This window comes from Bacillus sp. FSL K6-2971 (assembly GCF_038006405.1).
GTDB classification, from domain to species: domain Bacteria; phylum Bacillota; class Bacilli; order Bacillales; family Bacillaceae; genus Bacillus; species Bacillus pumilus.
Window position 1 is genome coordinate 2822261 of sequence record NZ_JBBOVD010000001.1, and the last position, 24384, is coordinate 2846644.

The 24384-nt window shown below is 42.4% G+C and carries 20 protein-coding genes and 1 other annotated feature; of the genes, 1 reads left to right on the forward strand and 19 read right to left on the reverse strand.

Annotated elements, in window-relative coordinates:
• Positions 1–22: 22 nt before the first annotated feature.
• The 5 genes from hemB to hemA are packed head-to-tail and all read right to left on the reverse strand — an operon-like array spanning position 23 to position 4961.
• Entirely contained in the window at positions 23–994 is a 972-nt protein-coding gene (gene hemB, locus MHI33_RS15040) for a porphobilinogen synthase (protein ID WP_340912249.1), read from the reverse strand.
• Complete coding sequence (locus MHI33_RS15045; protein WP_065098537.1) at positions 991–1782, reverse strand: uroporphyrinogen-III synthase; 792 nt, start codon at positions 1780–1782, stop codon at positions 991–993. Before MHI33_RS15045 ends, hemB begins: the two co-directional genes overlap by 4 nt.
• Positions 1779–2714: a hydroxymethylbilane synthase gene (gene hemC, locus MHI33_RS15050; RefSeq protein ID WP_126740777.1), complete on the reverse strand. Its 936-nt coding sequence runs from the start codon at positions 2712–2714 to the stop codon at positions 1779–1781. The genes MHI33_RS15045 and hemC overlap by 4 nt, the downstream gene beginning before the upstream one ends.
• A gap of 41 nt (positions 2715–2755) precedes the next feature.
• Positions 2756–3586 (reverse strand): cytochrome c biogenesis protein, encoded by an 831-nt coding sequence (locus tag MHI33_RS15055; protein ID WP_340912254.1) that lies wholly within the window; start codon positions 3584–3586, stop codon positions 2756–2758.
• Positions 3587–3593: 7 nt separating this feature from the next.
• Entirely contained in the window at positions 3594–4961 is a 1368-nt protein-coding gene (gene hemA, locus MHI33_RS15060) for a glutamyl-tRNA reductase (RefSeq protein WP_340913849.1), read from the reverse strand.
• Positions 4962–5203: 242 nt separating this feature from the next.
• On the opposite strand from hemA, the gene MHI33_RS15065 reads away from it, so the two are divergent.
• Positions 5204–5689 carry a hypothetical protein gene (locus MHI33_RS15065; protein ID WP_340912257.1) on the forward strand — a complete coding sequence of 162 codons (486 nt, stop codon included), beginning with the start codon at positions 5204–5206 and terminating at the stop codon, positions 5687–5689.
• Between the two features lie 43 nt (positions 5690–5732).
• Here the strand turns inward: MHI33_RS15065 and yihA are convergent, their stop codons facing one another.
• The 14 genes from yihA to ilvE all read right to left on the reverse strand — a co-directional run bounded on the left by yihA (position 5733) and on the right by ilvE (position 24077).
• On the reverse strand, positions 5733–6320 hold the full coding sequence (gene yihA / locus MHI33_RS15070) for a ribosome biogenesis GTP-binding protein YihA/YsxC (RefSeq protein ID WP_003216344.1): 588 nt from the start codon (positions 6318–6320) through the stop codon (positions 5733–5735).
• On the reverse strand, positions 6317–8641 hold the full coding sequence (gene lon, locus MHI33_RS15075; protein WP_113767509.1) for an endopeptidase La: 2325 nt from the start codon (positions 8639–8641) through the stop codon (positions 6317–6319). The genes yihA and lon overlap by 4 nt, the downstream gene beginning before the upstream one ends.
• 171 nt (positions 8642–8812) lie before the next feature.
• The gene (gene lonB / locus MHI33_RS15080) at positions 8813–10474 is read right to left on the reverse strand and encodes an ATP-dependent protease LonB (protein ID WP_012010784.1); all 1662 of its coding nucleotides are present in this window, start codon (positions 10472–10474) and stop codon (positions 8813–8815) included.
• Between the two features lie 136 nt (positions 10475–10610).
• The gene (gene clpX, locus MHI33_RS15085) at positions 10611–11876 is read right to left on the reverse strand and encodes an ATP-dependent protease ATP-binding subunit ClpX (RefSeq protein WP_044139984.1); all 1266 of its coding nucleotides are present in this window, start codon (positions 11874–11876) and stop codon (positions 10611–10613) included.
• 251 nt (positions 11877–12127) lie between these two features.
• Positions 12128–13402: a trigger factor gene (gene tig / locus MHI33_RS15090; protein ID WP_003216748.1), complete on the reverse strand. Its 1275-nt coding sequence runs from the start codon at positions 13400–13402 to the stop codon at positions 12128–12130.
• 239 nt (positions 13403–13641) lie between these two features.
• Positions 13642–14649 (reverse strand): DNA damage checkpoint antagonist DdcA, encoded by a 1008-nt coding sequence (gene ddcA, locus MHI33_RS15095; protein ID WP_065098542.1) that lies wholly within the window; start codon positions 14647–14649, stop codon positions 13642–13644.
• A 125-nt stretch (positions 14650–14774) separates the two neighbouring features.
• Complete coding sequence (gene leuD / locus MHI33_RS15100; protein WP_340912264.1) at positions 14775–15374, reverse strand: 3-isopropylmalate dehydratase small subunit; 600 nt, start codon at positions 15372–15374, stop codon at positions 14775–14777.
• Between the two features lie 13 nt (positions 15375–15387).
• Entirely contained in the window at positions 15388–16803 is a 1416-nt protein-coding gene (leuC, locus tag MHI33_RS15105; RefSeq protein ID WP_044139980.1) for a 3-isopropylmalate dehydratase large subunit, read from the reverse strand.
• A 40-nt stretch (positions 16804–16843) separates the two neighbouring features.
• Entirely contained in the window at positions 16844–17941 is a 1098-nt protein-coding gene (gene leuB / locus MHI33_RS15110; protein WP_044139979.1) for a 3-isopropylmalate dehydrogenase, read from the reverse strand.
• An 18-nt stretch (positions 17942–17959) separates the two neighbouring features.
• Positions 17960–19513 carry a 2-isopropylmalate synthase gene (locus MHI33_RS15115; protein ID WP_113767514.1) on the reverse strand — a complete coding sequence of 518 codons (1554 nt, stop codon included), beginning with the start codon at positions 19511–19513 and terminating at the stop codon, positions 17960–17962.
• Positions 19500–20528 carry a ketol-acid reductoisomerase gene (gene ilvC, locus MHI33_RS15120; protein ID WP_113767515.1) on the reverse strand — a complete coding sequence of 343 codons (1029 nt, stop codon included), beginning with the start codon at positions 20526–20528 and terminating at the stop codon, positions 19500–19502. Before ilvC ends, MHI33_RS15115 begins: the two co-directional genes overlap by 14 nt.
• An 18-nt stretch (positions 20529–20546) precedes the next feature.
• Complete coding sequence (ilvN, locus tag MHI33_RS15125) at positions 20547–21065, reverse strand: acetolactate synthase small subunit (protein ID WP_003216637.1); 519 nt, start codon at positions 21063–21065, stop codon at positions 20547–20549.
• On the reverse strand, positions 21062–22786 hold the full coding sequence (gene ilvB / locus MHI33_RS15130) for an acetolactate synthase large subunit (RefSeq protein ID WP_340912271.1): 1725 nt from the start codon (positions 22784–22786) through the stop codon (positions 21062–21064). Before ilvB ends, ilvN begins: the two co-directional genes overlap by 4 nt.
• 121 nt (positions 22787–22907) lie before the next feature.
• Positions 22908–23154, reverse strand: a binding site (T-box leader).
• Between the two features lie 8 nt (positions 23155–23162).
• A complete protein-coding gene (ilvE, locus tag MHI33_RS15135) occupies positions 23163–24077 on the reverse strand; it encodes a branched-chain-amino-acid transaminase (protein WP_044139975.1) in 915 nt (304 codons plus the stop codon).
• Positions 24078–24384 lie beyond the last annotated feature (307 nt).

Sequence of the window (24384 nt, forward strand, 5' to 3'; positions counted from 1 at the left end):
TGTCCTCCTATCTATCCGTTCTTTATTCTGAGAGCCATTTTGCTGCATCTTTTGCATGATACGTAATGATGAGTTCTGCTCCTGCACGTTTCATGCTTGTCAGCATTTCAAGAACAAGCTCTTTTTCAGAAATCCACCCATTTTGAGCAGCGGCTTTGACCATTGCATATTCTCCGCTCACATTGTATGCAACAACTGGGAGTGTAAATTCATTTTTGACATCACGCATAATATCTAAATAAGAAAGAGATGGTTTCACAATGAGGAAGTCAGCTCCCTCTTCTACGTCAGACTGCGCTTCTCTTAGTGCCTCTAAACGGTTTGCAGGGTCCATTTGGTATGTTTTACGATCTCCAAACTGCGGTGTGCTATGCGCTGCGTCACGAAACGGACCGTAAAACGCACTTGCATATTTCACAGCATATGACATGACAGGTACATGAATAAAGCCAGCTTCATCAAGCGCATCACGAATGGCAACCACAAATCCGTCCATCATATTTGAAGGCGCAATGATATCTGCACCTGCGCGCGCTTGGCTAACAGCTGTTTTCGCTAAAAGCTGAAGAGATTCATCATTTAAAATTTCACCATCTTCAACAATCCCGCAATGTCCATGATCTGTATATTGGCATAAGCAAGTGTCTGCAATGATCACAAGCTCTGGGAAATGCTTTTTGATCTCAAGCGTCGCTCTTTGCACAATGCCATGATCGTGATACGCCTCACTGCCCACATGGTCTTTATGATCTGGAACACCAAATACAATAATTGATTTGATGCCAAGTTCAACAAGCTCTTGGACTTCTTCTTTTACAAGGTCCACTGAAATGTGATAAACACCCGGCATTGAAGGGACTTCTTTTCGGACATTTTCTCCCTCTACAAAAAAGATCGGATAAATGAAATCAGATGGTCTTAAAAAGGTTTCTCTGACTAATTCTCTCATTCCTGCACTTGTCCGCAGTCTGCGGTGTCTGTTAAATTTCATCATTGGTTCAACTTCCTTTCAGATAAACGGCACATCAATTCAAGCATTCCGTCTATCGTATAAGTATCTGGGGTTTCAGAAGAAATCCCGTATTGAAGCAGTGCCTCTTTTGTCAGAGGACCGATCGTCACAAAACAGGTGTCAGAAGCAGCCAGCTTCGCTGCATCTGCCTCCATGGCATGCATAAATGAATGGACAGTGGATGAGCTCGTAAATGTAATAAAATCAAATGATTGCTTCGTCATTGCCGTTTTGAGAGCGGCAATTCCTTCCTCATCCTTGACCGTTTCATATAAAATCCATTCCTTTACTTCTATGCCAAGTGGAACAAGCGTTTTCTTCACGACATCTCGAGACAGGTGTCCTTTTGCTACAAACACACGCTCTCCCAGACGCACATGGTCAAGCAGCGCATCTGCGAGCTCTTCCGCTATGAATCGTTCTGGTACTACATCCACCTTCAAGCCGTGCTGCTCAAGATAGGCAGAGGTTTTCTCACCTACCGCAGCCACTTTCAAATGGGATAAACTCTTATGTAAATGATGGTCTTCTATGTAGCTCAGAAAAAAAGACGCGCCATTTACACTCGTGAAAACAAGCCATTGGCTATTTTCTAAGTCCTTTAAAAAGGCCTGCGCTTTTTCATTTGTGAGCGTAGGCTCAAATCGAATAAGAGAGGTTAAAACAGCATGGCCGTTCAGCTCTTCAATCTTCTGCTGAAACACACCCGCTTGACGTTCATTTCGAGTGACAAGCACCGTCTGTCCGTGAAGCGATTGCCCTATGGTCATTGGGAGGACAGATCCTTTTTCACCTTGTCGATTAAATCCTTTGCTCCCTTATCAGCCATCTGCTTCGCACATGCTGTTCCAATTGCTTCAGGGTCAGTGCCTGATACAGTTTCTCGAATAATCGTGTGTCCGTCAGCAGATGCCACAAGACCCGTCAGTTCAATTTCATCACGCTCATTCATCGTTGCATAGCCAGCGATCGGCACCTGACAGCTGCCATCCATTTGTTTGAGGTAGGCTCTTTCTGCGAGAACCGTTTTCTTTGTGTATTCATTCGTAAATTGAGCGAGAAGCTGCAATAGCTCTTCATCATCTCCGCGGCACTCAATTGCTAAAGCGCCTTGACCAACTGCGGGCAGGCAAGTCTCAGGAGATAAAAATTCAGACACGACCTCCTTGCTCCATCCCATTCTGGACAGACCGGCAGCCGCTAGAATAATGGCATCATATTCTTCATTTTTCAGCTTTTCCAATCGTGTATCAATGTTTCCTCGAATCCATTTAATGTTCAGATCTGGCCTTTCCTGAAGAAGCTGGGCACTGCGCCGTAAGCTGCTCGTTCCCACAATAGCACCCTTCGGCAGCTCATGAAGACGCAGATGATCCTTCGAAATTAGAGCGTCCCTTACATCTTCACGCTCAGGAATACAGCCAATGACTAATCCTTCAGGAAGAGCAGCCGGCATATCCTTCATACTGTGAACTGCCATATCGATGTCGTGATTCAGCATCGCCTGTTCAATTTCTTTGACAAACAGTCCTTTTCCGCCAACCTTTGATAAGGTCACATCTAAAATTTGATCACCCTTTGTCACAATCTCTTTTATTTCAAAAGAATAAGAAGGGTTTAGTTCAGACAGCTTTTGAATGACCCATTTTGTTTGTGTAATTGCAAGCTTACTTCTTCTAGAACCTACTTTAATTGTACGCAATTCGTCTTCCTCCCGACAATGCCCTTAAGACTCATCATTATTTATTGAAACCAATGAAAGGTTGATAAGCTACCAAGCAGAAAATAATTGATCATCAGCACAAAGAATGAACCGACATTCCACAGTGCCACGACTTTGCCCTGCATATTTCTCACCAATCTGATATATAAGTAAACACCATATAAAAACAGCATAATAAACGAACCAAGCACCTTTGTATCTGTCCAGTACAACGTATCATACGAAACATATGCCCAAATGATGCCAAGAATCAAACTAAGTAAGAGCATCGGCACGCCAATAATGTTTAATACGTATGCCATATGATCAAGTTTCGATAAATCTTCAATTCTCAGAAGCCATTTTCCCCATTTTTTCTTTTTCAGCAAACGATATTGAAAGAGATAGAGTAGAGAGAAAGCAAATGAAAGTGAAAAGGCACCGTATGATAAAATCGCCATCGTAATATGAATCACAAGCAATTCACTCGTCAGCTTCCCAGTTAGTTCTGCTGAGTGGAGATCAGATGGTGTAAAGGTGTGAATCGCCATCAAGGAAAAACCGATGACATTTGTAAAAAAGACGATAAATTCAACACGCAATATTTTTGTGAGAACAAGTGAAAGTGTCACAAGCACCCACGTATAAAAATATAACCCCTCTGCTACATTCAACACAGGGAATCGGTCTGTTTCCATCATAATATAGAACATGTAGACTGTTTGCAGCAGCCAGACAATAGAAAGCAACCAGAAAGCCATTTTTCCAGCCTTCCGGTTGTGTTGAAGAAAATCTATGAAATAGAACAAGACACTTAGTGCATAGATCAAGGTCGTCGCTTCGCCTAGTCTCGCTACAATGGATTCCATCATCGCTTAATCACTCACTGGCAACTGTAGCAAAGCCTTGTGCCATATTTGGTTTAAACAGCTGAAATGACCCTTGCTCCACCTGCATCGGCTCCGCCTTTTGCTCTTCATCTTCAACCTGTAAATCAAAGATTTCTTTGAACAGTAAAAGTTTTTCTTCTGCATTCGGCTCTGCGGCAATTTCTTTTGCCTTTAAGATAGGATCTTTCAGCATTTGATTGATAATGCTTTTCGTATGTTTATTTAATAGCTTCATTTCACGATGTGTGAGATTCGGAAGCTTTCGCTCAATACTCTGCATCGTATCCGCTTGAATCGTTAGCGCCTTTTCTCTAAGTGCAGAAATGACAGGAACCACACCAAGCGTATTCAGCCATTGCTTAAATTCCACAATTTCTGCTTCAATGAGAAGCTCAACCTGCTCAGCCACCGCACGACGCTCTTTTAAGTTAGCTGCCACGATGCCCTCAAGATCATCAATGTCATACAAAAAAGCACCTTCTACTTCAGAAATGGCTGGATCTAAATCACGAGGGACAGCAATATCCACCATAAATAGAGGTCTGCCCTTCCGCTTTTTATTCGCACTTTCGACCATTTCTTTTGTAATGACAAATTGTTTCGCACCAGTGGAACTAATTAAAATGTCAGCTTCGGATAATGTTTTTTCCAATTGGTTTAAGCTTTTAGGCTCTCCTGAAAAACGGCCTGCCAATTCTTTTGCTTTCTCATACGTTCGATTGATAACCGTTACTTGACCAATCCCTTGACCTTGAAGGTTTTGAGCCGCTAGTTCGCCCATTTTACCCGCACCAAGAATCAGGACATGTTTATCAGAAAGACGTCCAAAGATTTTTTTCGCAAGCTCGACAGCTGCATAGCTGACAGACACGGCATTAGACGCAATGTCTGTTTCCGCATGAGACCGTTTTGCAACGGTGACCGCCTGTTTGAATAAATAATTGAAAACGGTACCAATGGTCTTCTCCTCTTGAGCTACTTTAAAGCTAGAGCGCACTTGACCAAGTATTTGTGTTTCGCCAATCACCATGGAATCAAGTCCACAGGCCACATGGAATAAATGCTCGACCGCTCCATCATTTTCATAGAACTTCAAATATGGCGAGACATCTTCCTTTTCTAAACCGAACCAATCAGCTAAAAATCTTTTTATATAAAACCGTCCAGTATGAAGCTGATCTACCACTGCGTAGATCTCTGTTCGATTACATGTTGAGATGACGATATTCTCTAGAATGCTTTTTTCTTCTTTAAGCTTGGACATCGCTGTTCCGAGCTCGCTCGGTTCAAAGCTCAGCTGTTCCCGTATCTCAACAGGGGCTGTTTTATAATCTAAACCCACAACAAGAATATGCATAACTTCAGCTTGCACCCCCAACGCCCTGTCTAATTTATAATAATTACAATATAGAATTTATTATTTATAGTGATTATAACATATATTCATTTTTAACTGGATGAAAATTGTGAACAGATTTCAAAAATGTTGTGATATAGTAGAAAAATGTTCGACACCCATTAAGCCATATCATCACTTCAAGCAATTTACCAGATTTGGCGCGTGCGGACAAATGATCTGCTTAAAAGAAGGTGACATCTTTGAAGAAGAAATCCATTTTGCTACCGCTCACTTTGCTGGCTGTAGCGCTATATGCCATTCTCTCAGGAAGTCAATTTGACATTTGGAAGGACCAAGAGAAATGGTATACACTCGTACTGCTTTTTGGCCTTGCTTTCTTATATCAAGGAAAGAAGGAGCAAGAAAGCGCTCATGTGTTTATCGGTATGCTGATGACGGGCCTTTCGCTACACTTTATTCTTCAGCCAAAATTGGACTACTGGCCAGACACATTTACGATGATCGTATTCATCGTTGGACTTGCTCTTTTTGTGAAATCATCTCAGAAAAAAGAATATCGTATTGAAAGTGTTGTTCTCATTGCACTCGGTCTGTTCCTTTATTTCTTTCAGCAAATTACAAAACAGCTAAGTTCCCTTTCGATCCCTACTTCCGGTTTTGAATTGTACTGGCCTTATGTACTGATTGCTGTCAGTCTCCTCTTATTATTTTTAAAAAGGAAATAACTTATACAATAAAAAGGCATCTGCTCATGACAGATGCCTTTTTTTAGTTATTAATCTTCGCAAGGATGGCATTCCAGGCTTCGTCTTTTCCCTTTTTTGTTTCAGAAGAGAATAGGACTAGTTCATCTGATGGGGCAATGTCGAGTGTCTGTTTGACGACTTTCGCATGTTTTTCCCATTTGCCTTTTGGAATTTTGTCCGCCTTTGTTGCGATGACGATCACAGGAACTCCGTAATATTTCAGGAATTCATACATGTTCACATCATCTACTGATGGCTTATGACGCAGGTCCACAATTTGGACGACTGCTTTTAATTCTTCACGCATTGTAATATACGTTTCGATCATTCTACCCCAGGCTTCACGCTCTGTCTTTGATACTTTAGCAAAGCCGTAACCTGGAACGTCCACAAAATGGAGCATATCATTGATGATGTAGAAATTAAGCGTTTGAGTCTTACCTGGTTTAGAAGACGTACGTGCTAAATTTTTACGATTAATCAATGAGTTGATGAACGAGGACTTCCCAACATTTGATCGTCCAGCAAGAGCGATTTCAGGCAGTCCCCCGCTCGGGTACTGCTCTGGTTTTACCGCACTGATGACGATATCTGATTTTGTTACTTTCATCTTCCCTCTCCTACCAACGCTTTCTCAAGCACCTCATCTAAATGCGAGACTGGAATAAAGGTTAGTCCTTCTCTCACACTTTCAGGAATATCATCAATATCCTTCTCATTGTCCTTTGGAAGAATAATGGTTTTCAGTCCTGCGCGATGTGCGCCTAATGCTTTTTCTTTTAGTCCGCCAATTGGAAGCACTCTTCCTCTTAACGTAATCTCTCCTGTCATACCAACCTCTTTTGACACAGGTCGTCCTGTGAGGGCTGATACAAGAGCCGTCGCAATGGTGATACCAGCTGATGGCCCGTCCTTTGGAACCGCACCCTCTGGAACATGGATATGAATATCATGCTTTTCATTAAAATTAGGATCAATGTTCAGTTCATCTGCTTTGGAACGAATATAACTGAATGCCGCCTGTGCAGATTCTCTCATGACATCACCAAGCTTACCTGTTAACAACAGCTTGCCTTTACCCGGAGAAAGTGATACCTCAATTGACAAGGTGTCTCCGCCAACAGTGGTATACGCAAGTCCTGTGACAACTCCCACTTGGTCTGTCGTTTCAGCCTGACCATAACGGTAAAGTCTTTTTCCGAGAAATTCAGATAAGTTCTTTTCTGTCACCGTGATGCGTTTGCGGTCTTCAGCCACAATCGCTCTTGCCGCTTTACGGCATATCGCCGCAAGCTGACGCTCTAATCCACGAACACCAGCTTCTCTTGTGTAATAGCGAATCGTATCATAAATCGCTGTTTCACGAAGCTGCAAGTTCCCTTTCTTTAATCCGTGCTCCTTTAGCTGCTTCGGCAGAAGATGATCTTTCACAATTTCTGCTTTTTCAACCTCTGTATACCCTGCAATCGTGATAATCTCCATTCTATCACGAAGTGGACCTGGAATGGTTGCTAAATTGTTGGCAGTGGCAATAAATAACACCTGAGACAAATCAAATGTTTCTTCAATATAGTGATCGCTAAAGTTATGATTTTGCTCTGGGTCTAAGACTTCGAGCATCGCAGAAGATGGATCACCTCTAAAATCAGAGGACATTTTATCAATTTCATCTAAAAGGAAGACCGGATTCATCGTTCCTGCCTTGCTCATTCCGCGAATGATACGGCCTGGCATCGCACCTACATACGTTCTTCTATGTCCACGAATCTCGGATTCATCACGCACACCGCCAAGGGAGATACGGATAAACTTTCGGTCAAGTGATTTGGCAATCGATTTGGCAAGTGATGTTTTCCCTACTCCAGGAGGTCCTGCTAAGCAAAGAATCGGTCCTTTTAATGAATTGGTCAGCTTCTGTACAGCAAGATATTCAAGCACCCGTTCTTTGACCTTTTCCAGCCCGTGATGCTCATCATCTAAAATTTCACTTGCAAGCTTTAAATCTAGACGATCTTCTGTATAGATGCCCCACGGGAGACCGATCAGCCAATCAATATAATTTCGAATCACAGAGCTCTCAGCAGAGCTTGAAGGAATTTTTTCATAACGGTTCAATTCTTTGAGCGCCGTTTCACGAACAGAATCCGGCATGCTCGACTCTTCGATTTTAGACATTAAAGAACTGACTTCGCCAGTTTTCCCTTCTTTGTCTCCAAGCTCTTTTTGAATGGCTTTCATTTGTTCACGTAGATAATATTCTTTTTGCGTCCGTTCCATTGAACGTTTCACGCGCTGCCCGATTTTCTTTTCAATCTCGAGTACTTCTTTTTCATTGTGAATTAAGCTGATGACCCGGTTCAGCCGTTTTTTGACATCCACTGTTTCCAGTACTTCTTGTTTGTCCTTTAGTTTGAGCGGCAGGTGAGAAGCAACGATATCTGCCATTCTCCCCGGTTCCTCAATATCCGTCACTGTTGCATATGTTTCAGCTGAGATTTTTTTTGAAATTTTTATGTATTGATCAAAGTGATCTAACAATGTACGCATGAGTGCTTCTGCTTCTGCGTCCTTTAATTCTTCTTCTGCCAATTCTTTAATGTCGACAGACGTATAGTCCTCCAGCTCGACATATGATTCGATCTGTGCTCGATTTAGGCCTTCAACGAGTACACGAATCGTTCCATTTGGCAGCTTCAGCATTTGTTTAATTTTTGTGTAGGTGCCGACTTTGAAAATTTCCTCTTCACCTGGTTCATCTATTGAAATTTCCCGCTGTGTTGCTAGAAAAATCATATGATCGTTCATCATCGCCTGTTCTAATGCTTGAACAGACTTTTCGCGTCCAACGTCCAAATGCAAGACCATTGTTGGATAAACAAGCAAACCTCGCAATGGAAGGAGCGGAACATTCTTTTTGATTTCATCTGCCATGTTGATTGACACCTCCGTCACTAGTATGAATCATTATAATATACCTGTTTCAGTCTTGTACAATGTAAAAGACTTAAGAAATGTTGATCTTACCGTAGTATACCCTTTCTTTTTATCTTGAAAAAGAAAAAAAGATCTATTTCACTAAAAAATCCCCATATGTGATGGGGATTAAACAGATTTTCTTTTCATTTCGTCTTCTAGTCCATCTTTCTTCTCGTCTGGCGGGTTAACCAGACACTGATCCAGCACTTCTTGGAAGTGCTTCACAGGCACAATGGTGACCCCTTCAATCTCTTTTAAGATTGACTGTTGGTTGTCATAAGGAATAATGACGGTTGTGGCACCAGCCTGCTTCGCTGCCTTAATCTTCGGTATCACACCACCGATCGGCTTCACCTGACCTTGCAATCCGATTTCACCCGTCATGGCTGTTAGATGATCAATCGGGATTTGATGTATGGCTGAGAAGATTGCGGTCGCCATGGCAATCCCAGCAGACGGCCCATCAATAGGGGCACCGCCTGGAAAATTAATATGAATGTCATATTCATTTGTCCGAATACCTAAATTTCGTAGCACCGTTAATACATTTTCGACTGACCCTTTGGCCATACTTTTTCGTCTAATGGATTTCGATTGATTGCCAATACTTTCTTCTTCTGCAATGCCTGTAATGTTGATACTGCCTTTTTCAAGCGCCTTACAGATGTTCACTTCAATCTCAAGCAAGGCACCGCTGTTTGGTCCATAAACGGCCAGTCCATTGACTACCCCCACTTTTGGCTTTTCCGGTACTTTTTGTTCATATCTTGGTGTCAACTGGCTCGAATGAATGACCCATTCTACATCTTCGATCGTGATGTCTTTTCGGTTTTCCGTGACCGCCATGCCAGCGGCAATCTGCACCATGTTGACGGCTTCACGTCCATTTTTCACATAGGAGGTTAACAGGTTAAGCCCTTCATCACTTAATTCCTTTTGAATTTTTTGGACAGCCTTGGCAGCGACGATTTTCAGTTCATGCTGGTCAAGGTCTTTAAAGAAAATTTCCAGACATCTTGACCGGATCGCTGGTGGAATTTCGTCAGGTGTTCTTGTCGTGGCACCAATCAATCGAAAATCAGCCGGAAGTCCATTTTGGAAAATATCATGAATGTGATTCGGGATTTGGGTATTTTCTTCACTGTAGTATGCACTGTCTAAAAAGACTTTTCGATCTTCCAGCACTTTGAGCATTTTGTTCATTTGAATCGGATGCAACTCGCCAATTTCATCGATAAACAGAACCCCGCCATGAGCATGTGTGACGGCTCCTTGTTTTGGCTGCGGAATGCCTGCCTGTCCCATTGCCCCTGCCCCTTGGTAAATTGGGTCATGCACTGAACCAATAAGCGGGTCTGCAATGCCTCGTTCATCGAATCTCGCGGTTGTGGCATCGAGCTCTACAAAGACCGCATCTTTTTTAAACGGTGAATCAGCGTGACGCTTTGCTTCTTCCATCACAAGACGGGCAGCGGCTGTTTTACCGACTCCCGGTGGTCCGTAGACGATGACATGCTGTGGGTTCGGCCCACATAGTGCCGCTTTTAGTGCACGAATGCCGTCTTCCTGCCCTACAATATCCTGAAACCCCTTTGGCCGGACTCTCTCTGATAAAGGTTCACTCAGCTTGATTGATCGCATCTTTCTGAGTGCTTCCATTTCTTTCTTTGACTCTTTGTCTATCGTCACCTTTTGTGTGCGCTGATTTCGCAGTAAGTTCCAAAAGTACAGCCCGATGACGATACCAAAGAACAGCTGTATGAATAGTACGATTCCTGTCCAGCTCAATCGGTGCTCCCTCCTTTATCTTTCGTATGTATTGGTTTCTGTCTGCTAGTATTTCCTAGAGCTGGACGGAATAAACACCACTTCATCGATAAATAAAAAACTCCTGAATCAAAAAGATTCAGGAGTGAGACTACTCTTATGCAGATGTTTTCGTATCTTTATTGACAACTGTGCCGTCCTTTAACACAAGACGCGGTGACTCGCCATCAGCAACTGTTGCACCAGTGATGACACATTTTTCAATATCATCACGTGACGGAAGGTCAAACATCACATCAAGCATGATGCCTTCAATGATTGAACGTAGACCACGAGCTCCTGTTTTACGCTCAATTGCTTTTTTCGCAATTTCGCTAAGAGCATCTTCTTCAAATTCTAGCTCTACATCATCAAGCTCAAGCATTTTTGTATACTGCTTAACGAGTGCATTTTTAGGCTTCGTCAAGATCTCTACAAGTGCTTTTTCATCTAACGGCTCTAGGCTTGCAATAACCGGTAGACGACCGATGAATTCTGGGATTAAACCGAAGCGAAGCAAGTCTTCTGGGAGTACTTTTGATAGAAGAACTTCTTTTTCAAGATCTTCGATTTTATTTTCCGCACCGAATCCAATGACTTTTTGACCAAGGCGGCGTTTGATGATTTGCTCAATGCCGTCAAAGGCTCCACCACAAATAAAGAGGATATTTGTTGTATCGATTTGAATGAATTCTTGATGAGGATGCTTACGTCCACCTTGAGGCGGTACACTAGCGACAGTTCCTTCAAGAATTTTCAATAGTGCTTGCTGAACACCTTCCCCAGAGACATCACGAGTGATAGAAGGGTTTTCTGATTTTCTTGCTACTTTATCGATCTCATCGATGTAGATAATGCCTTTTTCCGCTTTTTCTACATCATAATCGGCTGCTTGGATCAGCTTTAGTAAAATATTCTCTACGTCTTCACCAACATAACCTGCTTCAGTTAGTGATGTTGCATCTGCAATCGCAAATGGCACATTTAAAATACGAGCAAGCGTTTGAGCAAGTAATGTTTTACCGCTTCCTGTTGGCCCAATCATAGAGATATTACTTTTCGAAAGCTCAACATCATCAATCTTGCTGTTGGAATTGATCCGTTTGTAGTGATTATAAACCGCTACAGCTAAGGATTTCTTCGCATTTTCTTGGCCGATGACATATTCATCAAGAATCTCCCGAACTTCATGAGGCTTCGGAACATCCTTGAATTCAACTTCTTCCTCAGTGCCGAGCTCTTCTTCAACTATTTCCGTGCAAAGCTCGATACATTCATCACATATATATACGCCAGGTCCTGCGACCAGTTTACGCACTTGATCTTGCGTTTTTCCGCAAAACGAGCATTTTAATTGACCTTTTTCCTCGTTGAATTTAAACATTCTTTCACCCCTTATTCTTCTTCACTTGCCTGTAGCTAACAGTCAGCTACCTTTCTGGGTCCAGTATGTATGCATTTTACCATACTTTCCTAAAAGACGGTAATGATGTGTTTCTAACACTGCACATCGAGATATGTATAACAGAAAGATGCGACTTACACTATCGTTTCCAAAAGAAGCGATGATAAGTCAAAAATTGTACAAAACAAGGCACGAGTCACTCGCGCCCTGTTTTATTATTATGCACCATATTAACGGTTTTCTACAAGAAAATCAATTGCTTTACGAACTTTTAAATCTTCTTTCATTGCGTCAGTAGATCCGATCGCTTGTTTGATATTTTCAATTGGCATGTTGTATGCTTCAGCCATTTTTGAAAGCTCTTCTTCTACTTCTTCATCAGACACTTGTAAGTTTTCTGCAGCAGCAATCGCTTCAAGTGTTAGGTTAGATTTTACGCGTTTAGCAGCATCTTCTTTCATTTGCTCTTTCAGCGCATTTTCATCTTGTCCTGAGAATTGGAAGTAAAGCTCAAGGTTCATTCCTTGCATTTGAAGGCGTTGTTCGAATTCTTTCATCATACGGTCTAGCTCTGTGTCAACCATCGCTTGTGGGATGTCAACTTCCGCATTTTCAGAAGCTTTCTCAACTAGCTCTTCACGAAGTTTACCTTCTGCTTCGTTTTCTTTCGCTTCTTCAAGACGTTTCTTTGTTTTTTCAGTTAGTTCAGCAAGAGTTTCTACTTCTTCATCAACATCTTTCGCGAACTCATCGTCAAGTGCTGGAAGTTCTTTTGCTTTGATTTCGTGAATTTTCACTTTGAATACAGCTGGTTTACCTGCAAGGTCTTCAGCATGGTATTCTTCTGGGAAAGTGACTTCTACATCTTTTTCAGCTCCAGTTTCAAGACCAACTAACTGCTCTTCAAAACCAGGGATGAATGAATTAGAACCTACTTCAAGAGAGTAGTTCTCAGCTTTTCCACCTTCAAATGCTTCTCCATCAACGAATCCTTCGAAATCAAGAACAACTGTATCGCCGTTTTCGATTGCGCCTTCTTCTTTGACAACAAGCTCAGCTTGACGGTTTTGCATGCCTTTTAACTCTTCTTGTACATCTTCATCAGTGACAGTAGCGTCGTCTTTTTCTACGTTAAGACCTTTGTAGTCACCAAGTTTCACTTCAGGCTTCACTGTTACTTTTGCAGTGAAGATTAAGCTTTCGCCTTTTTCGATTTTCTCAACATCGATTTCAGGGCGGTCAACTGGCTCGATACCAGCTTCGTCGATTGCTTTTGGATACTCAACTGGAAGAAGAATATCTAATGCATCTTGATAAAGAGATTCTACACCAAAACGCTGTTCGAAAAGACCACGTGGTACTTTCCCTTTACGGAATCCAGGGATTGATACTTGCTTAACAACTTTCTTAAACGCATCATCAAGTGCTTTGTTAAATGTTTCAGCATCAACTTCTACCGTTAAGATGCCTTCGTTACCTTCTTGTTTTTCCCATTTTACTGACATGTGTGTTTCCCTCCAAAAATCTATTCAGATTGTGCGTTGTTACATTCTAAAGCATCATAAAGACTTCGTCCAATTAAAAACCACGCACGCCGCTAAAGAAGCGGTATTATGTATACAACATTTGACTTGATTATACATATCGTCTTTCAACCATTGGAATCGACAACTGCACGATATATGCACAAATACAACCATTATATTATAACATAACAAGTCCGTCTTTCAACTAAATCGACAAATTACAAATAAGAAATTTCTTCAATATCTTTCAGCATTGTGCAAGCTTCTCTCAGCTCTCGTTCATCAAATTCATACAATAGATGCAATTCTTCGAGGTCAATCTCGATCCCATGCATTTCATAACCGACTTTATGAAGTGCTGCTGCCCAAAGATTCGGATCTGTGTATTTAGGAAGAAATGGATATAGCACAAATAAGTGCCGGCGCCATAACTCTTCCACGCCTTGATAAAGGGTTGGGTTCTCATTGCCAAGTGTGTCATCGAGCTTACGAAGGACTTGCTGAAGCAGCGGCATTTGCTCTGGTTTAACAGCCTCAGAAGGAACAAGCGTTAAAGAATCACCGAATTTCGTGACATGAACCGGCTTTGCCACATCATGATCTGACAGAAGCTGCAAAATCAATGATTTGACCAAAGGGTTTCCATCAGGCTTTTGTAGGATCGTATTTAATAGACCCATGTGCGGCGTGATGTTTCGGTCTTTCAGCGAATGGATGAACTGCACCTGCTCTTCTGGCCGCTCGAGCATATCATCTATATTGATTTCACTGCCGACCTCCTCATCTTCATCTAAAATCTGTTCAGGCGATTCGATCATTTTTCTACTAAATTCGAGCAGCTTGTAAAAATGCTCTGCGCTTTCTGCTGGAAGGTGGTTTTCCTCAAGTACTGCCTCAATTGTCCGCTTCACTTCTTCATATTCTTTCAGCTGAATTAAGATTGTCATATACACTTGAAGCACGGTGAAGTAATGACCATATCCCTCATTCAGCATCTTTTCACACACACGTTTTGCATCCTGCAGCTCGCCCAGCTCCAGAAAACAAATCGCCATACCGAGATGAATATCGGATTCTTCATCGTCATCATAAGATTTTGCTTCTGAAAACAAGTGAAGCGCCTCTTGATACTGTTTATCTTTTAATGCTGCCATTCCTTTTTCAATCAGTCTTTCTTTCAGACCAGGAAACAAAATGACATTATCTTTCTTCTTGTCATGTTTCATGCTTACTTTCCTTTCGGGCGCATATTTTTTATCAGTTTACCAACGAAGGTTAGTAAACACAAGTAACGAGAGGTTTTCATGCAAAAAAGAAGCCGTCACACCTCGGGCGGACGTCTTCTTGTTGTTTACGCACGCAGCCAGCTGCTGCGCTTATCTTCAAATGCTTGAATGTCATCTTCTAGTAGTAAAGTTAATGAGATCTCATCATAGCCATTCAGGAGCATTTCTCTCCAGTGAGGATCCACATCAAAAGGAGTGATATTCCCTTCGTGATCTTCTATTTGCTGTTTTTCAAGATCAACCGTCATCTCATACCCTTTGTTCTCATATGACGCAGCGAATGTTTTCCACACATCATAATCAAGACGAATCGGAAGCATCCCATTTTTAAAACAGTTTTGGTGAAAAATATCTGCGAATGATGGTGCGATGACAATTTTGAAACCATAATCATCAAGTGCCCAAGGGGCATGTTCCCTTGATGATCCGCAGCCAAAGTTTTCTCCTGCGATCAAAATGGATGAACCTTCATAAATCGGCTGATTCAGTTCGAAATCAGAATTTGGGCTGCCATCGGCTAAATACCGCCAGTCGAAAAAGGCAAACCGGCCATAACCTGTTCGTTCAATTCTTTTTAAAAATTGCTTCGGAATAATTTGATCTGTATCTACGTTGATACGGTTAAGCACAGCGGCTTTTCCTTTGTGTGTGACTAAAGGCTCCATTTATGACAACTCCTTACACGACTGTTTTCTCTTGATTAAACTTCCTGACATCGACAAATCGGCCATGTATTGCAGCCATTGCAGCCATTGCCGGGCTGACAAGATGCGTTCTCGCACCTTTTCCTTGACGACCCTCAAAGTTACGGTTTGATGTGGATGCGCAGCGTTCGCCTTCTGGTACCACATCGTTATTCATGCTTAGACACATACTGCAGCCAGATTCTCTCCATTCAAATCCTGCTTCAAGGAAGATTTCATGAAGACCTTCTTCTTCTGCTTGCAATTTGACGCTTTGAGAGCCAGGCACGACAATCGCTCTGACATGTTCAGCTACCTTTTGTCCTTCTATCATAGAAGCTGCTTGGCGTAAGTCAGTCATTCTTGAGTTCGTACATGAGCCAATAAACACATGCTCAATCGTAATATCTTCAATACGCTGATGCGGATGAACACCCATGTATTCGTACGCACGAATCGCTTCTTTTTGGTCATCCTCTTGCGCAAAATCTTCAGGTCCTGGGATGGATGCATCTACAGGCAGCACCATTCCTGGGTTAATTCCCCATGTGACCATTGGTGAAATCTCATTCCCATCTAAAACAATCGTTTTATCATAGGTTGCACCCGGATCTGTTTTAAGTTCTTCCCATTCTTTAATCGCTGCTTCGAAGTCTTCTCCCTGCGGTGCATATTTGCGGCCGCGGCAATATTCAAAGGTGACTTCATCAGGTGCAATCAATCCTGCTCTTGCGCCTGCTTCAATCGACATATTACAAACGGTCATACGTTCATCCATCGTCATGTTTCTGAATACTTCCCCTGTGTATTCAATGACATAACCTGATCCGAACTTCACGCCATGCGCACCAATGACTGCTAAAATGACATCTTTGGCCGTTACCCCTTTTTGTAGCTTTCCGTCTACTCTAATTTCTAATGTTTTCGGACGCTGCTGCCAAAGTGTTTGTGTGGAAAGTACATGTTCAACCTCACTTGTACCGATTCCAAAAGCAAGTGCGCCAAATGCGCCATGAGTGGATGTATGACTATCTCCGCAAACGATTGTTTTTCCTGGAAGTGTCAAACCAAGCTCTGGTCCAACGACATGGACAATTCCTTGGTCTACACTGTGAAGGTCAGCTAGACGGACACCAAATTCAGCACAGTTACGCTCTAGAGCACTCACTTGTTTTTTAGCAACCTCATCTTTGATCACAAATCGATTCACAGTCGGGATGTTGTGATCCATTGTTGCAAACGTATTTTGAGGTCTTCTCACCTTGCGCCCTTTTTGTCTTAATCCTTCAAACGCTTGAGGTGATGTGACTTCATGCACCAAGTGCAGATCAATATACAAAAGGTCTGGTTTCCCCTCGCCGCTTTTGACAACGTGCTGATCCCATATTTTTTCGATGATTGTTCGAGGCATAACCCTTTTCCTCCCTCTACCTAATTCCACAAGATTCTATTTATACAATTGTTTTCACGCGCTGCTTTAGTGCGTCTACAACTGCATGAGTGATGTCTTCAGTTGTTTGATACGTTCCCTCTTTTGTCGATAAATCCTTTGTTCTTTTGCCAGAGGCAAGAACAACTTCCACAGCTTCTTCTATGGCAGCCGCTTCTTCTTCTAACGCAAAGGATGTTCTAAGCAAGCTTGCTGCCGACAAAATAGTTGCCAGAGGGTTTGCGACGTTTTGCCCCGCAATATCGGGTGCTGATCCATGAATCGGCTCATATAAATGGAGGCCGGTGCTTGATAGACTAGCAGATGGTAGCATACCGAGTGATCCAGTAATCATTGAAGCCTCGTCACTTAAAATGTCACCAAACATATTCTCTGTCACAATGACATCAAATTGTGCAGGCTTATAAATCAGCTGCATGGCGGCATTATCAACGAGCATGTGCTCAAATTCAACGTCTGGATATTGAGAAGCCACTTCTTCTACCGCATCCCGCCATAGTTTACTAGAAGCCAGAACATTTGCTTTATCCACAGACGTTACTTTTTTCCGTCTCGTTAACGCCATGTCGAATGCTTCTTTTAGTACACGGACAATCTCTTCCTTTGTATAAAGAAGCGTATCAACCGCAGCTTCTTTTCCTTCTTCATCTGTGTAGCGTTCGCTTGGTTCACCAAAATAGAGACCGCCTGTTAATTCACGAACGATGACAAAATCGACTCCGTTAATGTGATCCTGTTTTAGCGGTGACGCCTCGCTTAAGCTATCGAACACTTTAACAGGACGGATGTTGGCAAATAAGTCCAATTGTTTACGAATGGCGAGCAAGCCTTTTTCCGGACGAAGCTCTGGTGGGTTTTGGTCCCATTTTGGTCCGCCGACTGCTCCTAATAAAATCGCATCAGCGCTCTTGCATACATCAACCGTTTCTGTTGGGAGCGGATTGTTTTTTTCATCTATTGCGATACCACCAATGAGCGCCGTTTCGAATTCGAATTCGTGCCTAAATTGAGCCGCTGTCTCTTTGAGGACAGCGACCGCTGATGTCACAACTTCCGGTCCGATTCCATCGCCGGGCAAAAGTGCAATTTTCTTTTTCATGAGGACCTACCTCCTTTCCTATGAGATCGCGTGATGTTTCTCAATTTCAATGAGATTTGATTTAAAGATTAAATGCCTGTTTACTGCATTGACGTAGGCTTTCGCTGATGCTTCCAGCACATCTTGCGCCACACCGCGTCCTGCTGTTTCTTTTCCTTCTATTGAAACAGTGACATATACTTCGGCTAGTGCATCTCTGCCTTTTCCATTTGATTGAATACGGTAGTCTAGCAAATGAATTCTTTCCTCCATACAGCGCTCCAGCGTGTTGTACACAGCTTCTACACTGCCTGCGCCTGTAGCTGCTTCTTGAATGACTTCTTGCGTTTCTTGATTTTTCAAAGAGACCGTTGCTGTCGGCATCTGTTCTGTTCCATAATGCACTTGAAGACTTTCAAATTCGTAGCCAATTTTTCGGTCTGCTACTTTTTCTTCCAATATAATAGAAATCAAATCATCATCTGTGATTTCTTTTTTCTTCTCTGTCAAGTTCTTGAAGGTTTCGAAGAACTTATTGATTTCTTCTTCTGTTAGTTTAAAACCTAGCGTTTTCATGCGGTCTTTAAACGCATGTCTTCCGGAGTGTTTCCCAAGGACAAGTACGTCTGTTGTCACACCGACAAGCTCTGGAGAAATGATTTCATAGGTTGTTTTTTCTTTGAGGAAACCATCTTGGTGGATACCTGATTCATGTGCAAAAGCGTTGTTGCCAACGACTGCTTTATTACGCGGTACAATCATTCCTGAGTATTTGCTCACTACATCACTTGTACGCTTAATTTCATTCAATTGAATCGTTGATTCGACCTTGTAGAAGTCTTTTCGAATATGAAGAGCGACTGCAATTTCTTCTAATGCGGCATTTCCTGCACGTTCTCCAATTCCGTTAACAGCCGTTTCAATTTGATTTGCTCCATTTTCAATGGCTGCAAGTGAGTTTGCTACAGCCATTCCTAGATCATCATGACAGTGAGCAGACAAGTTGACGCGGTCGATATTTGGAACGTGTTCCTTCATATATTTAAAAATATTGCCATACTCTTTTGGCGCTAGATATCCAACTGTATCTGGCAAGTTAATGACACTCGCTCCAGCGTCGATGACCTTCTCTACAATTTCTGCTAAGAAAGCAAGATCTGTACGGCACGCATCTTCTGCTGACCACTGGACAACTGGAAAACGTTCTTTCGCGTATTTCACCATGGAGACAGCCTGTTCTACGACTTCTTCACGTGTTTTCTTTAGTTTATGCTCCAAGTGAATATCAGAAGTAGCAATAAAGATATGAATTCTTGGTTCCACTCCATCTTTTAATGCTTCCCATGCAGCATCAATGTCACCTTTTACACATCTCGCAAGACCAGCAACTGAACAGTTTTTGATCGTTCTAGCAATTTCTTGTACGCCTAAGAAATCCCCTCGGGATGAAGCGGGAAAACCCGCTTCAATGATATTAACCCCAAGGCGCTCAAGCTGCTTTGCAATGATTAGCTTTTCTTGTGCATTTAAGTTCACTCCTGGTGATTGTTCTCCATCTCGAAGTGTTGTGTCAAAAAAATTAATTTTCCGCACCGACGCTCACCGCTTCCTTTTTCTTTCCTTGTTTGACGAAAGGCATCATTTCACGAAGCTTTCTTCCGACGATTTCAATTTGGTGCTCATTTTCATTAGCATTGATCGCATTGAAACGTGGACGATTCACTTGGTTTTCAACAATCCATTCTTTTGCAAATGTTCCGTTTTGGATATCAGTCAAGACAGCTTTCATCGATTCTTTTACGTTTGCATCCACAACGCGTGGTCCTGATACGAAGTCACCCCATTGTGCTGTATCAGAGATTGAATATCTCATGCCTTCTAATCCTTCTTCGTACATAAGATCAACGATCAGTTTCAGTTCATGTAGACACTCGAAGTATGCAAGCTCTGGCTGATAACCTGCTTCTGTTAATGTTTCAAATCCTGCTTTCACTAGTGAAGTAAGACCCCCGCAAAGGACTGCTTGCTCACCGAATAGATCCGTTTCCGTTTCTTCTTTAAATGTTGTTTCAAGAACGCCCGCTCTTGCTCCACCGATTGCTTTTGCATAAGCAAGTGCTTTGTCTTTCGCTTGACCAGATACATCTTGATAGATAGCAAATAGTGCAGGTACACCAGCGCCTTGCTCATATGTTCTTCTCACAAGATGTCCTGGACCTTTTGGAGCCACAAGATACACATCTACGTCACTAGGAGGAACAATTTGATGGAAGTGAACGTTGAATCCGTGTGCGAAAACAAGTGAGTTGCCTGCTTCTAATTGATCTTTGATTTCTTCGTCATATACTTTCTTTTGCTGCTCATCTGGTAGTAGTACCATCACGACATCTGCTTGTGCTGTCGCTTCTTTTACTGTGAATACTTGATGGCCGTCTTCTTGTGCTTTTGTATAAGATCCGCCTTTTCTCACGCCGACGATGACATCTACGCCGCTCTCTTTTAAGTTCAATGCATGTGCATGACCTTGTGATCCATATCCAATGATGGCAACCTTTTGACCATTTAATACGTTTTCTTGAATATCACCGTTATAATATACTTTTACCATTTGACTCTCTCCTTTTGTTTAGACAATTGAAATTGTTTTATTTTGTTGCGGCTTTTGCTGATTATCTCTCGCAAAGGCCGTGGTGCCAGTTCTGGCGACTTCTTTAATGCCGTATGGCTTAAGTAATTCAATGAGTGCTTCAATTTTTGAAGACTCACCTGTCACCTGAATGACGACACTCTCTCTGCTCACATCTACAATAGAAGCTCTAAACGGTTCAATGACCCCTGTGATCTCCATTCTAGATGCTGGTGCAGAAACGACTTTTATCAAAGCCAGCTCTCGCTGGACGATTGATTGGTTTGTAATGTCTGTTACTTTGAGAACATCAATTTGTTTGTTCAACTGTTTTGTCAGCTGTTCGATGTCTTTCTCTTGGTCTACATGGACGACGAACGTGATGCGTGATACATCTTGAATCTCAGAATGGCCGACCGTAATGCTTTCAATGTTGTAGTGTCGTTTGGTAAAAAGGCCTGTGATTCGGTTCAGTACGCCTGATCGATTTAATACAGTCAACACAATAATTCTTTTCAAGGTTTCACCCCCACCATCTCATGAAGTCCTTTCCCCGGTGCTACCATCGGGAATACTTTTTCATCTCTTGCTACATTGACATCGATGAAAACAGGCTCTCTAGAGGTTAGCGCTTCTTCAAGCTTTTCTTTCGCCTCTTCGTCTGATGAGATTCTGATTCCTTTAATGCCATAAGCTTCAGATAATTTAACGAAGTCTGGCTGCTCTGAAAATTTAGAATATGAGTAGCGTTCTTCGTAGAAAATTTCTTGCCATTGTCTTACCATTCCAAGGCTGTGATTATTTAGAACAATCACTTTCACTGGAAGGTTCAGCTCACGGATAACGGCAAGTTCTTGCAGGGTCATTTGGAAACCTCCGTCTCCTAAAATCGCCACAACCGTTGCCTCTTGATCAGCCAGCTGAGCGCCAATGGCTGCCGGTAAACCGAAGCCCATCGTACCAAGGCCCCCAGATGTGACCCACTTATCTGCATTTTCAAATGGGTAGAACTGCGCTGCCCACATTTGATGCTGTCCAACATCAGTTGCCACAATGGCTTCACCTTTTGTGAATTGATGAATGTATTCAATCAGCTTTTGAGGTTTAAAGCCCTCTGCTTCGTTTTCAACGTACCAGAGTGGATATTCTTCCTTCCACTGATCTAGTTGGTTTTTCCATTCGTCTGACTCTCCTTGCTTCCCGTCTTGCTTAATCAACTCTTCAAGGACTAGCTTACTGTCTCCAACAACCGGGATATGAGTATGAATGTTCTTGCCAATTTCTGCTGGGTCGATATCGATATGTGCTACCTTCGCATGTTTCGCAAAGTGATTGAGATTGCCAGTTACCCTGTCATCGAATCTCGCACCGATTGAAATGAGCAAATCACATTGATGAAGAGCCATGTTCGCCGCATATGTGCCATGCATACCAGCCATCCCTAGGAAAAGAGGATGCTTTGCCGGAAAGCCGCCAAGTCCTAGCAGTGTATGAGCGACTGGGATTTGCTGCTGCTCTACATACTGCCTTAATTCTTCAGATGCTTTGCCATGAAGAACGCCAGCTCCTGCTAGAATGACCGGTTTCTTCTCTCTACTGACAGCTTCTACTAATTTGCGAATTTGCAAATAGTTCGGCTCCACTTTTGGCTGATAACCAGGTAAATCGATTGGCTGATCGTATTCAAACGTTCCTTCAATACCTGCCACATCTTTTGGAATATCAATCAAGACTGGACCAGGTCTCCCTGTCGTTGCGATGTGGAACGCTTCTTTAATGACACCTGGTAATTCCTCTGGATTTCTCACCTGATAGCTGTGCTTTGTGATAGGCATTGTGATGCCGAGCACATCTGCTTCCTGGAAAGCGTCTGATCCAATAACTGAGGTTGCCACCTGCCCGGTGAAGACAACAAGAGGAAGTGAATCAATCATTGCATCTGCAATTCCTGTGACAAGGTTTGTCGCTCCAGGTCCTGATGTTGCAATGACAACACCCGGCTTGCCTGATACTCTTGCGTATCCTTCTGCCGCGTGAATCGCTCCCTGTTCATGTCTTGGCAGGACATGAAATAACCCAGAATCATAAATTTTATCGTAGATCGGTAAAACCGCTCCGCCTGGATATCCGAAAATGACTTCTACTTTTTCTCTTTTAAGTGCTTCAATTAGCATGAGTGCACCGTTCATCGTTTGTGGTGCTTTAGATGTTTCCGTCTCCACTTGTACATTTGTCCCCATTTGTTTTCCTCCTCTTTGTCTTGCTTCAGTCAAGTTTTTTCACCCTTTTCTATTCAAGATCGTGATTTTAACCATATAAAAAAGCCTTCTCACCCCACAATGACACTACTTTTCACTAGGTCAAAGGGGCGAAAAAGCTTTGTTTTTCGCGGTACCACCCTTGTTCACGGCAACATCTGCTGCCGTCTCATGGACATCTTTCATCCATTTTGGTAACGAGTGAGCAATGTCACTCGGTCTGCCCTACTATCAATTCAAGCAGACACTCAGAGGTGAGTTCATTTTAGAAAGTAACACCGGTTTCCAGCTACCACCGGCTCTCTGTAGATACTGACTCTAAAACTACTAGTCCTCTTCAACGTTTATCGATATCTATTTAGCTTGCGTGAATGTTTTCATCTGTAAAAACGACTTTTTCTCCCTCTTCAACTACTCGCTTGCGGAATTGTTCAAGAAGTTTGTTTGTGTGGATCCCAGGTTTTCCTTCACCGATTGTACGGCCGTCAACCTTTACAACGGCGATCACTTCGGCTGCGGTTCCTGTTAGAAAAGCTTCTTCTGCTGTATACACATCGTGCCTTGTGAATGGTTCTTCTTTCACTTCGTAGCCTAAGTCTTCTGCAATCTCCATGATGGCATTTCTTGTGATGCCTTCAAGAGCGCCGATATAACCTGGCGGTGTATAGAGCTTACCTTTTTTATAAATAAACACATTGTCTGCAGAACCTTCTGCCACGTACCCTTGATCGTTCAGCATCAGCGCTTCACTCACACCGGCCATATGGGCTTCGATTCGGACAAGGATGTTATTCAAATAATTTAATGATTTCACTTTTGGACTCAGTACATCTGGACGATTTCGTCTCGTCGGTACCGTCACAATGTCAATCCCTGTTTCATATAGGTGCTTTGGAAAGATGGCCAGCGGCTCTACAATGATCACTGTGTTGGCTCTCCCGCAGTTGTTTGGATCTAAACCAAGATCACCAGCTCCTCTTGAGACAACAAGACGGATATAGGCATCCTTTAGGCCGTTCCTTTCAACTGTATGAATCATTTTTTCCGTGAGTTCCTCAAGTGAATATGGAATGTTCAGCATAATCGATCTGGCGGAATCATACAGGCGGTCTAAATGTTCTTTCATTCGAAAGATATTTCCGTTATACACGCGTATCCCTTCGAACACACCGTCACCGTATAAGAAGCCATGATCATAAACTGAAATTTTCGCATCCTCTTTTTTCACGAGTTCATCGTTTAAAAAGATCCACTGTTCCTTTTGGTCTTCCATTTTCAGTGAGCACCCTCTCTTTCAAACAAAAAGTAGTTGAATTTTCAGACATTTTATATTGAAGCGTCTCACGCTTGCTCTGAGTGTTTGTTTAGCTTTTGTTGAACCCATCTTACGCCGCTTTCCATACAGTGTCAACAGCATTTTTAAAATTATTAGACAATTTAGACTAATCAAAATTAAATGTATACGCTTACACCTTTGCTAGACAAGGAATGAAAAAACTTAAAATTTTTTGTATTTTTTCTTCAATTTATTTACTTTACCTGAACGCTTTTCATTTGAGAAAACGTTTGTCATATTTTTT

Excerpts from the sequence above, each read along its gene's own strand:
- hemB (WP_340912249.1), bottom strand. The coding sequence starts at position 994 with ATGATGAAATTTAACAGACACCGCAGACTGCGGACAAGTGCAGGAATG.
- MHI33_RS15045 (WP_065098537.1), bottom strand. The coding sequence starts at position 1,782 with ATGACCATAGGGCAATCGCTTCACGGACAGACGGTGCTTGTCACTCGA.
- MHI33_RS15055 (WP_340912254.1), bottom strand. The coding sequence starts at position 3,586 with ATGATGGAATCCATTGTAGCGAGACTAGGCGAAGCGACGACCTTGATC.
- hemA (WP_340913849.1), bottom strand. The coding sequence starts at position 4,961 with ATGCATATTCTTGTTGTGGGTTTAGATTATAAAACAGCCCCTGTTGAG.
- yihA (WP_003216344.1), bottom strand. The coding sequence starts at position 6,320 with ATGAAAGTAACAAAATCAGATATCGTCATCAGTGCGGTAAAACCAGAG.
- lon (WP_113767509.1), bottom strand. The coding sequence starts at position 8,641 with ATGGCAGATGAAATCAAAAAGAATGTTCCGCTCCTTCCATTGCGAGGT.
- clpX (WP_044139984.1), bottom strand. The coding sequence starts at position 11,876 with ATGTTTAAATTCAACGAGGAAAAAGGTCAATTAAAATGCTCGTTTTGC.
- tig (WP_003216748.1), bottom strand. The coding sequence starts at position 13,402 with ATGTCAGTAAAATGGGAAAAACAAGAAGGTAACGAAGGCATCTTAACG.
- ddcA (WP_065098542.1), bottom strand. The coding sequence starts at position 14,649 with ATGAAACATGACAAGAAGAAAGATAATGTCATTTTGTTTCCTGGTCTG.
- leuD (WP_340912264.1), bottom strand. The coding sequence starts at position 15,374 with ATGGAGCCTTTAGTCACACACAAAGGAAAAGCCGCTGTGCTTAACCGT.
- leuC (WP_044139980.1), bottom strand. The coding sequence starts at position 16,803 with ATGCCTCGAACAATCATCGAAAAAATATGGGATCAGCACGTTGTCAAA.
- leuB (WP_044139979.1), bottom strand. The coding sequence starts at position 17,941 with ATGAAAAAGAAAATTGCACTTTTGCCCGGCGATGGAATCGGACCGGAA.
- ilvC (WP_113767515.1), bottom strand. The coding sequence starts at position 20,528 with ATGGTAAAAGTATATTATAACGGTGATATTCAAGAAAACGTATTAAAT.
- ilvB (WP_340912271.1), bottom strand. The coding sequence starts at position 22,786 with ATGGGGACAAATGTACAAGTGGAGACGGAAACATCTAAAGCACCACAA.
- ilvE (WP_044139975.1), bottom strand. The coding sequence starts at position 24,077 with ATGGAAGACCAAAAGGAACAGTGGATCTTTTTAAACGATGAACTCGTG.